Origin of the sequence: Nocardia sp. NPDC051929, assembly GCF_044548645.1 — a bacterium.
Taxonomy (GTDB): domain Bacteria; phylum Actinomycetota; class Actinomycetes; order Mycobacteriales; family Mycobacteriaceae; genus Nocardia; species Nocardia sichangensis.
In genome coordinates, this window is sequence record NZ_JBIUCG010000014.1 from 228,051 (window position 1) to 240,748 (window position 12,698).

The 12,698-nt window shown below is 68.4% G+C and carries 12 protein-coding genes and 1 pseudogene; 6 read left to right on the forward strand and 7 right to left on the reverse strand.

What is annotated here, in order from left to right; translation table 11 throughout:
• Positions 1-14 precede the first annotated feature (14 nt).
• Together ACIHAX_RS20645 and ACIHAX_RS20650 are read left to right on the forward strand one after the other, a co-directional pair.
• Positions 15-1,439, forward strand: a complete 1,425-nt coding sequence (locus tag ACIHAX_RS20645; RefSeq protein ID WP_397279072.1) for a serine hydrolase domain-containing protein — start codon at positions 15-17, stop codon at positions 1,437-1,439.
• A gap of 173 nt (positions 1,440-1,612) precedes the next feature.
• Entirely contained in the window at positions 1,613-2,791 is a 1,179-nt protein-coding gene (locus ACIHAX_RS20650; protein ID WP_364428483.1) for a DUF3089 domain-containing protein, read from the forward strand.
• A 109-nt stretch (positions 2,792-2,900) separates the two neighbouring features.
• Here the strand turns inward: ACIHAX_RS20650 and ACIHAX_RS20655 are convergent, their stop codons facing one another.
• Both ACIHAX_RS20655 and ACIHAX_RS20660 read right to left on the reverse strand, forming a co-directional pair.
• The gene (locus tag ACIHAX_RS20655; RefSeq protein WP_364428591.1) at positions 2,901-3,293 is read right to left on the reverse strand and encodes a RidA family protein; all 393 of its coding nucleotides are present in this window, start codon (positions 3,291-3,293) and stop codon (positions 2,901-2,903) included.
• Between the two features lie 12 nt (positions 3,294-3,305).
• A pseudogene (locus ACIHAX_RS20660) lies at positions 3,306-3,869 on the reverse strand (DinB family protein); the annotation flags it as partial.
• A 63-nt stretch (positions 3,870-3,932) separates the two neighbouring features.
• Between ACIHAX_RS20660 and ACIHAX_RS20665 the strand changes: the two are divergent.
• Complete coding sequence (locus ACIHAX_RS20665) at positions 3,933-4,934, forward strand: YafY family protein (RefSeq protein ID WP_364428486.1); 1,002 nt, start codon at positions 3,933-3,935, stop codon at positions 4,932-4,934.
• Between the two features lie 95 nt (positions 4,935-5,029).
• Here the strand turns inward: ACIHAX_RS20665 and ACIHAX_RS20670 are convergent, their stop codons facing one another.
• The 4 genes from ACIHAX_RS20670 to ACIHAX_RS20685 form a co-directional block, all read right to left on the reverse strand.
• Complete coding sequence (locus ACIHAX_RS20670; protein WP_364428489.1) at positions 5,030-6,019, reverse strand: hypothetical protein; 990 nt, start codon at positions 6,017-6,019, stop codon at positions 5,030-5,032.
• Entirely contained in the window at positions 6,016-7,065 is a 1,050-nt protein-coding gene (locus tag ACIHAX_RS20675) for a 3-oxoacyl-[acyl-carrier-protein] synthase III C-terminal domain-containing protein (RefSeq protein WP_364428492.1), read from the reverse strand. Before ACIHAX_RS20675 ends, ACIHAX_RS20670 begins: the two co-directional genes overlap by 4 nt.
• A gap of 78 nt (positions 7,066-7,143) precedes the next feature.
• Positions 7,144-7,980, reverse strand: coding sequence for an SDR family oxidoreductase (locus ACIHAX_RS20680; protein ID WP_397279075.1), 837 nt, complete (start codon positions 7,978-7,980; stop codon positions 7,144-7,146).
• Positions 7,981-8,103: 123 nt separating this feature from the next.
• Complete coding sequence (locus ACIHAX_RS20685; RefSeq protein WP_364428498.1) at positions 8,104-8,499, reverse strand: hypothetical protein; 396 nt, start codon at positions 8,497-8,499, stop codon at positions 8,104-8,106.
• A gap of 58 nt (positions 8,500-8,557) precedes the next feature.
• Here ACIHAX_RS20685 and ACIHAX_RS20690 point away from each other — a divergent pair, with 58 nt between their 5' ends.
• From ACIHAX_RS20690 to ACIHAX_RS20700, 3 genes are all read left to right on the forward strand, one after another.
• Positions 8,558-9,004, forward strand: coding sequence for a MarR family transcriptional regulator (locus tag ACIHAX_RS20690; protein WP_355077420.1), 447 nt, complete (start codon positions 8,558-8,560; stop codon positions 9,002-9,004).
• A 230-nt stretch (positions 9,005-9,234) separates the two neighbouring features.
• Complete coding sequence (locus ACIHAX_RS20695) at positions 9,235-9,741, forward strand: hypothetical protein (protein ID WP_364428502.1); 507 nt, start codon at positions 9,235-9,237, stop codon at positions 9,739-9,741.
• Entirely contained in the window at positions 9,738-10,979 is a 1,242-nt protein-coding gene (locus ACIHAX_RS20700; RefSeq protein ID WP_397279077.1) for a tyrosine-type recombinase/integrase, read from the forward strand. Before ACIHAX_RS20695 ends, ACIHAX_RS20700 begins: the two co-directional genes overlap by 4 nt.
• 746 nt (positions 10,980-11,725) lie before the next feature.
• Here ACIHAX_RS20700 and ACIHAX_RS20705 read toward each other — a convergent pair.
• The gene (locus ACIHAX_RS20705; RefSeq protein ID WP_397279079.1) at positions 11,726-12,694 is read right to left on the reverse strand and encodes an ISL3 family transposase; all 969 of its coding nucleotides are present in this window, start codon (positions 12,692-12,694) and stop codon (positions 11,726-11,728) included.
• Positions 12,695-12,698 lie beyond the last annotated feature (4 nt).

The following is a 12,698-nucleotide window of genomic DNA, read 5'->3' on the forward strand; positions in this document are numbered from 1 at the left end:
GGACGGTGGTCGGCATGAACAACAACGCACTGCACACCGCCGAAGCCCGGATTCGCGAGCAGATCGCCGCCTACTGCATGTCCAACGAAGTCCCCGGATTCGTCGCGGGCATCTACCGTGCGGGCGAGCAGATCGTCGTCGCCCACGGCATCGCGAACGTCGCCACCGGGGCGCCGATGCGCGCGGACACCGGGTTCCTCTTCGGCTCGGTGACCAAGGTGCTGACCACCACGCTGGTCCTCCAACAGGTCGAGCGCGGGCTGCTCGATCTGGACGCGCCGGTGGTGCGGTACCTGCCCGAGTTCGCCCTGACCGCGCCGGGCGCCGCGGAAAAGATCCTGGTTCGCCACCTCATTTCGCATACCAACGGCATCGATGCGGACTTGTTCTTCCCTGATGCGAAAGGGCGCGACTCCCTGAAAACTTATGTCGAGGGTCTCGCGCGCAATTGCGGTGTCCTGTTCGAGCCCGGCGAGCAGCTCAGCTACTCCAACGGCGGCATGATCGTCGCGGGCCGCCTGCTGGAGGTGGTGACCGGTCTGTCCTTCCCCGACCTGCTCGAGCGCGATGTCTACGCACCTGTCGGCATGACCGACTCCAGCACGTCGGCCGAACGGGCGATCCTGCGCAGCACCGCCATCGGGCACTTCCAGGACCCCGAGACCATGGCGGCCGAGCCCACCGGAATGTTCACACTGCCCGACACCTGGGGACCGGCGGGCGGCACGCCGATCGGCACCGTCGCCGACCTGCTCGCCTTCGGACGCACCCATCTCGCGGGCGGTGTGTCCCCTTCCGGAACGCGCGTCCTCTCGGCCGGGTCGACCGCACTGATGCAACAGGTCTCGCACGACATGGCCACCCCGAACGTCCCCCCGATGGGCCTGGGTTGGGTGCGGTATCCGTTCGGCGACACGATCGTCCTCGCGATGTCGGGCGCGTCACCCGGCGGCGTGTCCATTCTGTGCGTCGTGCCCGAGCACGACCTCGTGTTCACCGCCTTCGGCAACACCCCGGGGGCGATCATGCTGCACGACCAGATCCTGCGCTGGCTGCTGAGCGAACACCTCGGCGTTCGGATCCCCACCCTGATCAACGAATCGGCGCAGGACATCGATCTCACACCCTACGTGGGCACCTACCGTTCCGATCAGCTGCGCGTCGAGGTCGGCGTCGTCGACGGCCAACTCGAGGAGCGCGTGACCTACGAACCGGCGGACGCATCGCAGGAGCGGATCTTCACCGAGTTCGCCGGGGGCACGACCGCCGCCCCTCCGCAGCGGTACGTGCCGATCCGGCCCGGCCTTTTCGCGCCCGCCGGATACCCGTTCGAGACGTTCGACGGATACCTGCGACTGCTGCTCGTCTCCTTCCACGACATCCGTGACGGCCGAGCGCGTTTCCGCAACGGCGGCGGCCGACTTACCCGGCGGGCCTGACCGCTGTCGGAGCCATCCGCCACGGCGAGCGAGATCTCCGCCGTCCGAGGTGATGCGTGCGTGAACCGACGCGTTCGCCATTAGGCTGACGCCGTCGAAGGTGACCGAACGGCCGATCCCGGTGTGGCGAGGCCGTCCTCAACGGTCGGGCGCGGAAAAGCGAGGTATGCGCTATGCGGGACAGTCGGTGGCGGCGGGTGGTCGCATCCGTCGTGTGCGGAGTCGGAGTGCTGGCGGGATCGTCGGTCGGCGCGGTGGCGGACCCGGCCGGTGACACCGGTGTCGTGTGGTTGTGCAGGCCGGATCGAGCGGACGACCCCTGCCGAGGCAGCTCGGCGACCACGGTGCGGCAGGCGGGGCAACCCGATGTGCGGGAAGACCCTACGCCTGCTGAGGATTCCGGGGTGGACTGCTTCTATGTGTATCCGACGGTGTCGTTGGAGCCCACGCCCAACTCCGACACTGCGGTGACCCGAGAGGTGCGGGCGGTGGCCGAACAGCAGGCCGCCCGATTCTCCCAGGTCTGTCAGGTCTTCGCGCCGGTGTACCGGCAGCGGACCCTCACCGCGCTGGCGCGGGAACGGGCGTACTCCCCCGACGAGCGCGCCGAGATGGCGCGGATCGCGTACGAGGACGTCCTGCGCGCGTGGCGGCAGTTCCTCGCGGAGCGCGAAAGCGGAAGGCCGATCGTCCTTCTCGGGCATTCGCAGGGTGCGCGCATGCTGCGCCAACTGATCCGGGAGGAGATCGACCCGCAGCAGGCGGTGCGCGAGCGGATCCTGTCGGCGATCCTGCTGGGTGGCAATGTGGTGGTGCCGAAGAACGGTGACGTCGGCGGCGACTTCCAGCACCTTCCGCTGTGCCGCGGCGAACAGCAGACACGGTGCGTCCTGGCCTGGCAGACCTTCGGCGCGACCCCGCCCCCGGACAGCCGATTCGGCCGCAACCCGACGACCCCTGAGCCGCTGCCGCGTCCGTACGGCCCGGACTACGAGGTCGCCTGCACCAATCCGACTTCGTTGAGCGGCAACGAGTCCCGCACCGCGGCCACCGTGCTCCGCACCGGTCCCGTGCCCAGCCCACTCGCCGCCGAACTGGCGCTGCGCCACGGGCCGTCCGCCGTCGCCGCGCCGACTCCGTGGCTGGTCCCCGCCGAGAAGTATCGGCTCCAATGCGTCCGCGACGGCGACGCGACGGCGCTACTGGCGACGCCGGAACCCGGCAGCGCCGAGCTGTACGCCGTCCCGGACGCGACCTGGGGCCTGCACCTCGCGGACGTGGAGATCGCACTGGGCGATCTGGTCCGCATCGTCGCCTCCCAGATCAGCGCCGACCGCGCGGCGCACCGCTGAACGCCGGAGTCCGCGAAGCGGCCCATCTCTCCGAACCGGCCCGACCCGGTTCGGCACCCGAGACCGCGCGGCGATGCCCGACCGCGCGGCGAATCGGCCACAGGCGCGGCTATTCGGGGATGGTCGCTATCGCATCGATCTCCACCAGCGCGCCGGGGCGAGCGTGTCCTGCGGTGGAGACGACCGTGATGGCGGTGCGGTGGTCGCCCCACACTTTTCGCGCCGCCGCGTATCCCGCCTGTGCGTCGGCCCCGGCGACAAGGTAGATCGTGAGTTTGACGACGTGTTCGGGACCGGTATTCGCAGACGCCAGCACGGTCAGTACGTTGCGCATGGCCTGGATGGTCTGCGCTTCCAAGCCGTCCAGCAGTTCTCCCGTGCCGTCGGTGCCGAGCTGACCGCCGACATAGACCGTCTGGGCAGCGGGCGCGATCACGCCCTGTGTGAAGGCCGGGTTGTGATGCAGTTCTTCGGGGTCGAGGTGGGTCGTCTTCGTGATCATGGGTTTCCTGACAGCCTCGGAGTGTGTATAGAGGTCGCGGATCAGGCAGACCTCGGACAGGTGGTGGATCAGCTCACGGTGGATGTGCAGCACCAGATCGGCCATGGGCGCCTCGGGGAAAGGCTCGTTCGGGCCGATCGGGACCCGGAGTCCGGCGTCGCCGAGACCACGCACTCCGGTCAGCCAGATGTCGAGCTGGGCTTCGAGCTGGTCGAGCGCCGTGGCCGCGTCGCCCGCGTATTCCCATGTCTCGTACGCGGCCGCCGGCGCGCCGAAATGGGTCGCGTTGCGCGCGGCGAGCACGCCGACGATGACGTGACCGAGCCGCCAGGCGATCGTGGTGAACGGCGCGGGGACCGGATTCGGGAAGGCGTAGTCGATCGTGAAGTCCCCGGCCCCCGCCTGCACGGGCGCCGTCGAACTGCCGCGCGGTCGCACGCTCCAGGCGTCCGGTACCGGAGACCAGAAGTACTCGTCGTCGGTGAGACCGTGGAGCCGGTCGCGTAGCTGATCGTTCCAGTGGGCTTCCCACTGCTCGCGCAGTGTCCTGTTCCAGTCGAGTGCGTCTGCGTTCATGCCGCCCACCCTGGCACCCCTAGCGGACAGAATCGGTCCGCTATTTCTGGCAGGCTGAGCGACATGGAAGCGGCGAGCGGTACCGAGCGGGGCACGACCGAGCGGGTGCTGACCCTGCTCGGACTGCTGCAGCAACGCCAGGTCTGGACCGCGCGCGAGCTCGCGGAGCGGCTGGGCGTCACGCCGCGCACGGTACGGCGCGATGTCGAGCGCCTGCGCACGCTCGGCTATCCGGTGCACGCCTGTCACGGCGTCGGCGGCGGCTATCAGCTCGGCCGGGGACAGGAGCTGCCGCCGCTGCTGCTCGACGACGAGGAAGCGATCGTCACCGCGGTCTCGCTCCTCGGCGGCGCGGGCGCCGCGGTCGCGGGCGCCGGGGATGTCGCGCTCCGGGCGCTGGCGAAACTCGACCGGGTGCTGCCCACCCGTTTGCGGCACGAAGTGCAGGCACTCTCCGGCTCGGTGGAGTCCTTCGGCGGAGGTCACCCGCCGGTCGACCCCGACGTGCTGATGACGCTGGCCAGAGCCTGCCGCGACGAGGTCGAGGCCGGTTTCGACTATCCCGCCGGAGACCGGGTGCGCCGGCGGCGGGTCGAGCCCTACCGCTTGGTCGCCTCCGACCGGCGCTGGTACCTGCTGGCCTTCGACCTCGATCGTGCGGACTGGCGCAGCTTCCGTGTCGACCGGATGACCGAGGTGGCCGCGCGGACGTGGCGCTTCCGACCACGCGCGGCGCCCGAGGCGGCGGCCTACGTACAGGAAGGCGTGGCGAACCGGGTCTACCCACTGCGGGCCCGATTCCTCGTGCACGCCTCCGCCGACACGGTGCGCGCGCAGATTCCGGCGTCGGCGGCCGTCGTACGGCCGTGCGGCAGCGGGCGCTGCGAGGTCCGCAGCGGAGCCGACCACAGCCTGGACTTCGTGCTCATGCATGTGCTGTTGCTGGGGCACGACTTCGAGATACTCGACCCGCCCGAGCTCGCGCACCGCGCCCGCGCGCTGGCCGAGAAACTGCTGTCGGCTGGGGTGACGGCCGCACCGACGCACCGCATCGCGGATTCGTGAGCCCGTCGCGGCCCACGAGCGTCGCGAGCCTCGGATGTAGCGGTTCGCGCCCTCGCGTCCACGGCATGGACACCCGCGCATCGCTCATGTGCGTCCTACTGCCGAGCGACTACAACCGGCTCGGTACCGGAGCCGGTCGGTGTCCCGGCCTGCGCGGTTCCACCGCCCGATTCGCCGCACGTGGGCGACGCCGACCGCGGTCTGTAGGTCAGACAGGCTGCCGATGCTCCGTCCACTGCCAGGAAGACCACTATGCGCGCGGTGTCGAGCAGGCCCGTTTCCCGCGCATGGAGGTAGGCGTGTACCGGCCCCGCGGTGTAGGGATCTCCGATCGAGGCGTCGAAACCGACGACCGACCGCGACGGAATGGCGAGCGCGCCGGCCAAGCGGACGCGGAAGTCGGCGGCCTGGTCGGGCGCCAGCAGCAGCGCGTGTCCTTCGGCGAAGTGGCGGCCGTCGAGCCCTTCGGAGTCCAGACAGGCACGCACCACCTCGGCCGCCGAATCCACCCGGTCCTCCGCACCGGTACGAACGCGGATCGCGCTGCGACCGTCGGCGCCGACATCGTTCAGCGGCACCCAGGCGATGGGGCCGACCGGGCCGGTGGTGTCGCGCGTGTGCAGCCGCCCGAATCCTCCTGTGGCAGGCGAGGTTCCGAGCAACAGGGCGGCGCCGCTGGCGCTGTAGGGGAAATCGGCGACGTGGCGCTCGGTCGAGGGGTGGGTGTCGCCCGCGACGACCAACGCGTACCGAACCGTGCCGGTGGCGAGGAAGGTGTCGGCAGTCGCGATGGCGTGCAGCAGGCCGCAGGCCCCGTGCATCAGGTCGAAGGACAGAACCGGGACGCGCCCGGCCGCATACGTGAGCCCGAGGCCGATCCGCTTCTGGATGAGGGCCGACACCGCCGGCTCGGAGATATTGCTGTCCCGGAAGACGCCCCCGTTGATCAGCATCCCGATCTCGTGCAGGCCGACCTCCGAGCGCTCGACGCAGGCCAGTGCCGCGCGAGTGGCCAGTTCGAGGTAGCTGCCGGTGTCGAGGTCGCGGTTCGTCGCGGCCGAGACGATCGTCGTCGCCATGCTCATGCCGCCAAACGCGAGATGGTCGCGGCGAGATACCCGGAGACGATGCCCGATGCCGCGGGGATCATCAGAATCTTGGATCCCTTCGGAACCCTCTGTTGTGCGAGATGCTCGTGCAGGACCAGGAAGTGAGAGGTCGAAGCGGTATTGCCGTAGTCGTGCAGCACGTTGAGGGCCTGCGGCATCGGCGTGCCGAAATGCCGTTCGGTCAGATCCGAGATGTACTCGATGGCCGGCGCGCTGAATTGATGATGGATCCAGTAGTCGTATTTCTCGCTCTCCCAGGTGCGTCCGGTCTCGGCGAGGAAGTCGGCCATACGGTCGATGCCCTGCCGATACCGGGCTTCGTTCTGCATGGCGCGGTTGTCGGTGTACATCGCGATGCCGCCGGTGCGGTCGCTGGGCATTCCGATGCAGTGCTCGGCGCCGTCGGCCGCGGTCATCAGCTCGACATAGTGCAGTTCGTCCTCGTCGTCGCCCCGGTCGTCGAGCACAACCGCGACCGCGGCGTCACCGACCGTCAACGCCGCGAATTGCGGGTCGTAGGGGCGGCTGATCTCGCGCAGCGCCGTCTCGGCGATCGGCGTGATCTGCTCGCCGCTGACCACCAGGCCGTTGCGCACCGCACCGGCCTTGATCATGCGATCGAGCACCATCACTCCGGTGATCATCCCGGCGCAGGCATTGGAGACATCGAAGTGCCGAGCCGCGTTCGCGCCGATCGCATTGCCGAGCATGAGCGCGAAAGAAGGTGCGTAGCAGAAGATTCCCGCGCCGCGAGTACGCGTGATGGAGGCCGAGATGACGACGTCCAATTCGTCGGCCCGATACCCGGAATGCCACAGACAGTCCTCGATCGCGTGCAACGCCAGCTCGAAGGACGATTCGTACCGGTCCGGATCCGAGTCGTAGACACGACGATTCTTGATCCCGGTGATGCGCTCCAGGTCCAGCGACCGCGGCACGGCCAGCTCGGCGATCAGATCCTCGGTGGAGCGGACAGTCGTCGGCGTGTACGCGCCGATCGACTCGAAACGAGTACGGATCATGCTCCCCTGCCTTCCGCTTCAGTCGGCGTCGATTGTCGGGTTGCTCAGCGATAACGGTGTCGCTGGTCGTGTGTGCGCCTACCCGGTGAGTCCGACCAGAGCGGCGCTGACTTCACACAGCTGCTGCCCGAGTGCGTCGTCCTGCGCGAGACGGGACGGAGCCTTGACGCGGTTGTTCTGGAAGTAACAACCGCTGACCGCGGCGACCTCCGGGTCGGCGGCCAGGTAGGTCAGCGCTCGTCCTCCTTCCGCGGCGGAGATCATGAACAATCGCTTGGCGAGCGCCACGAAAGGTTGCCCGAACCACGGCATCGAATCCCAGATCCCGGTTGCCACCGCACCGGGGTGAAAGGCGTTGACCGTTACGCCGGTTCCCTCCAGACGCCGCGCCAGCGCCCGGGCGTACAGGACGTTCGCCAGCTTGGACCGGCTGTATGCCTTTTCTCCCGAATAACTCTCCCGGAACTCCAGATCGGCGAAATCCATGGTGGCGCCGAATTGCATGACCGACGAGGTGAACACGATGCGCGACGGGGCGCTGCGCACCATCAGATCCGTCAGCAGTTCGGTGAGCAGGAAACCACCGAGATGGTTGACGGCGAAGGTGGCCTCGATGCCGTCCACGGTCTCGCTCCTGGCCTTGTGGTAGCCACCTGCGTTGTTGGCCAGCACATCCAGCCGGTCGTAGGCGGACGAAACCTCCTTCGCCAGCTGACGGACCGACGACTGCGACGCGAAATCGCACTCCAGCGTGTCGACTCCCGCCGCCCCCGCGCCTCGGACCAGCTTCGCCGCGGCGGAGAGCTTCTCCGGACTCCGCCCCACCAACACGAGCCGATTCCCTTGCGCCGCCAGCTGCTGAGCCGACTCCAGCCCGATACCCGATGTCGCCCCCGTGATCAGGATTGTCTGCACAGCCGACCACCCTGCCACAGAAGTTTCCTCGGAGATTGCTGACACGAGCCATCCGAACCGAGATTTCCGTCGTCGCCGACCTCGGCTTCGACGAGCATGTCCGACTCACGCCGAAGTCTCAGCTCAGGCTGCGGCTGTGGCGAAGCGGCTCCTGCGGAGAACCAAATGTCCCGCGGTGGCGAGGTGAACGAGCGCGAGCGCGCTGCCGCCCGCCATCATGCCAGGAATTCCCTGCGCGGCGCCGATGGCGACGTCACCGAGCTGTACCGCGCCGGACACGGTGAGCAGCGGTAGGAGTGCCCTCTTGCGGCGGCCGGCCAGGCTGAACAGCAGCGCGGCACCCAGCGGGATCGCCCGGGCCGCGTACGCCTGGGCATACAGATCGATCCCGGGCGAGTCCGCGCCGATCGAGATCGCGGCGGTCGGATCGACCAGTGCCGCGACGCTGAAGGCCACGGCGGTGGCCGCGCCGATCGCATTGACAACCATCGCGGTTCGACTGAGCTTCTCGTCCTGCATCTTTCACTCCAAAAATCATTCAGACCGTGACTGATTTAGGTTCAGTATTATGCTCGCCATGAAGAACGTCAAGGCGGAAAAGCTGCCGGAGACCCTCAGCTTCCGGCTCGGACTGCTGGGCGCGTTCCTGACCGACCGCTTCAGCGCCGATGTGTCGGGTCTCGAGCTCAAGCCGAAGCACGCCGGGATGTTGAATGTGTTGGCGGCCAACGGACCGACATCGCAGATGGAGATGGCACAGCTACTGCGCGTCGCGCCGAGTCTGGTCGTCGCGCTGGCCGACCACCTCGAGTCCCTCGGGGCCATCGAACGGTTGCGAGACCCGAAGGATCGCCGCCGTCAGAATCTGAACCTGACCCCGCACGGCCGCGCACTACTGCGCAAATGCCTCGACGCCGCGCGGGCGATCGACGCCGAGACCACCACGGATCTCACCGCCGCCGAGCGTGCCGACCTGCATCGCATCCTCGGCACGATCGCCGATCGGCTGGGGCTGCCCAGCTGATGGCGTGCGAGCGCTGCCACCGTAGCCGTCGCCTCGGCAGGCCGATCGGCGAAACGGGGTATGGTTAGCTCTATGAACACCCAAAGGTTGCGAATCCGCCGCGATTTGTGTGTTGTGAAGTTGTTTCCTGCGCACACAGCGTGAACATTCGCGGCACCTGCTGCGTATGTCCGGTTCGAGAACACAGAACCGGGTGTGTAACCGCCTGACACTGAAAGTTGGGCGCGCTGATGCTATCCGGCCTCGTTTCCGCCATCCCCTCGACCCTGAACGCCCCCTCTCGGACACCCGGTAACCGCCCGCTCGCCGGGCCCGCCGCCAAGCCGCTCGCGTGGAACACACCGCTCCCGCTCCCGGCGCTGATCCGGCCGCAGGAACCGGCGCGTGCGCCCGCGCTGTACGACGTCCGCCCCATCGACCGGGCGGGCCGGATCATGGCCCGGCGCCTGCTCACCGCCCTGCAATGGCGGCGGGGCCAACAGTGCCGCATTCGCGTCGACGAGGGCGTGCTCGCCCTCACCGCCGACAACCAGGACGATGCCGCCCCGGCCTACGTCGACGGGCAGGCCAACCTGCGCCTGCGCGCGGCACTGCGGCGCGAGACCCGCATCGACGGCGGATATCTGCTGCTGCTCGCCGATATTCCGTCGGCGACTCTGCTGGTCTTCCCACCCGCCACCCTGACCGCACTGCTGGCTCCGTGGACCGGCCCGCTCGAGGAGGCCTTCCCAGCATGAGCACACCGCCCTCCGACGCTCAGCTGGCCGCCGCGCGAGTTCTGCTGCAAGGGCTCGGAATCGAACCCGAACAGCTACTCGGCCAACCAGGTACCACGCGAGCGATACCGACCCTGGCTGAATACGTCCCGATCGTCTACGCCGCCATGCCCGACACTCCCACCCGCAACCACTACCTCTCCTACTGGAACAAGCTCCTCGTCGACCACGCCGACCAGCGCCTGAACGAACCCACCGTCTCCCAGCTGCAGACCTTCGTGCACACGGTGCGCGAGCAACGCCAGCGGCGCAGCAACGACCGCGGCGGGGTCAGCACCGCCAACCACTGCATCCACGCCCTGCGCTGCCTCTACCAGCACGCGGTCAACGACAACTACATCACCGCCGCCGACAACCCCACCGCCAAACTCGGCAAGGCCCCGCGCCCGGCCTCCAACCGGCGCGCCCTGCCCCACGACTCGCTGGCCCAGATCTGCACCGCGGTCGCCGACGGCGGCGACGACCCCGTCTTGGACACCCTGATCGTGCGCCTGCACATCGAAACGGCCTGCCGCCGAGCAGGCATCCTCACCATGAGCGGCGACGACCTCGACCCCGTGCGCTGCCTGATCCAGGTCCGGGAGAAGGGTGGCTTCTCCCGCTGGCAGCCGATTTCCCCCACCCTGACCGAGGCTCTGATCGAACACCGCGAAACCCGAACCCCACCCACCGACCAACTGCCCGCTTTCACCCGCAACGGCCATCCCATCACCGCCGCCCGCAATCGGCGGCTGCTGCGCTACCGCAACGGCCACCCCCTCGGCATCCGCCGCTACGACGTGCTCTGGGACCGCCTCGGCCGACAACTCCCCTGGATCGCCGAGCACGGCATCTCCACCCACTGGCTCCGCCACACCACCCTGCGCTGGGTCGAACGCAACTACGGCCCCGCCGTCGCCAAGGCCTACGCCGGCCACTCCGACCGCAGCTACAACGGCAACGCCATCGATATCTACACCCGCGCCACCATCGACGAAATCGCCCACGCCCTGGCCACACTCACCGGCGAGCCACACCCCCTCGCCAGCGACCCCACCAACCAGCACCAGGGGCACGAATTCCTCCTCCCCGCGCGCGCCCGACCATCCCCACCACCAGCAACGTCGGCTGCCGACCTCCGACGACACCAGGCCGCCGCCCCGCTCGCCGTGCACACGATGTTAGGACGGGCGACGGCGATGAGCAGGCCCGTTCGCTGATCGTGGGAGTTGGGGCCCGTGTCGATGTCGGCGACCGGGCTGATCTACGCCTCCAGCGCGCTGGCGAGCAGCTCTTCTTGTTCGGCCAGCGCAGGTAGATCGAAGCCTTGCCGACGTCGGCGCACTTGGACACCGAGTTGACGGTGAACTTGCCCCAGTGTCAATGGCCAGTGAGTTCTGGCTCAGGCACAAATTTGGTGATCTTGCCGGGGGTGGTGGTCAACTGAGGAGCACGAGGCGTCGCAGGAGATCGAAGTTGGCCCGGCCAAAGCACCTGCGCTTGATCGCCTTCAATTGGCAGACCGCGCCCTCGACGGCTCCGCTGCTCCATTCGAGGGTGAGTCCGTTGCGGACTGCGTCGTAGTCCTTGAGCAGACCGGCGGCGAATCCTTGAAGTTGGAGATGTCACTGGCTTGGGCTGCAGCGATCCAGGCGTTGAGGTGCTGGCCCCGACGGTGGCGCAGCATCCCGCCGAAGTCGCTGACCAGCTGATCGACGCCGCGCAGGACCGGGCATCGGTCCAGGTTCCGGGCCAGGTCGGCTCGTTCGGCCTCGGTGCGCTGGTGTGCCGGACGGATGATCCAGCCGGTGACCTGCCGGGGTTTAGGTGTCGTGATCGGCGTGGCGGTCGGTGGCGTGGTGCCGGCTCGCCAGGTCTGCAGGAAGCGGCGAACCTGGCGTTCACCGCCCCGGTAACCGCGCTCGCGCAGCTCGCCGGTCAGGGTTGCGGCGTTGGTGCACCCTTGCTACCAGCGTTCGGCCAGGTAGGCGGTGTGTGGGTCGAGCGCGCTGCCGCGTTTGGGCGACTGGGTCAGCAACTCGTCGGCGCTGCCGGCTCGGGCGTAGCGGCGTACCGTCTTGTCGTCGAGGTTGAGCGCCCTGCGGATTGCGGTGTGCCCGATTCCCTTGTCCCACAACGCGTGAACCTCCACCCACCGTTGCCGGGTAAACTCCGCACGCCGACCGTCGACGACCACCGGCGCGGGAGCGGGCTGGGCAACAGCCTCATCGACTGGCCGATCATGCAGGAACTTGCGGTGGGCCCGCACCACCCGGTCGACAGCATCAGTGAGGTTGTAAAGCAGGTGGAAGCGGTCAGCGACCTGGATGGCGTCCGGCGCTCCCCGCCGAGCACCCTCGGCGAACCCGCTCGCCCGGTCGCGGCAGATCACGGCGGCACCGGGGTGGGCACGCAACCATTCGGCAAAGGTGTCGTTCAATCGGTCCGGCAGCAGGTCCACCGGCCGGTGAGTGCGCATGTCGACCACGATGGCGCCATAGTTCGCGCCTCTGCGGAAGGCGAAGTCATCGACGCCGAGCGCGGTCACCGGGCCGGGTTCGGGCATCGGCACTGCCCGGATCAACCGCAGCAGAGTCATCCTGGATACCGTCACCGACAAGTGGCGGGTCAACCGCTGGCCGGGGCGGCCACCCACCGCCAACGCGATCCGCTCGAGCATGCTGCGTAGCAATGGGGTCCGTCGGGCATGCGCCGTGGTCAGGCCGGGTACCTGCTCGGCGAACGTGGCGCGGGCGCAATCCGGGTTGTCGCAGTAGAACCGGCGTACCCGCAGGCAGATCAATGTCTCTGTCCCGCCGACCGCGGCATCGGACAGACACCGCTGGTAGCGACTGTGCACCCGAACCGACCAGCACGTGCCGCCCGGACACGACGCGCCCTGCGCAGTGATGTCGGCATGGATCCATAAAGCCATTCCG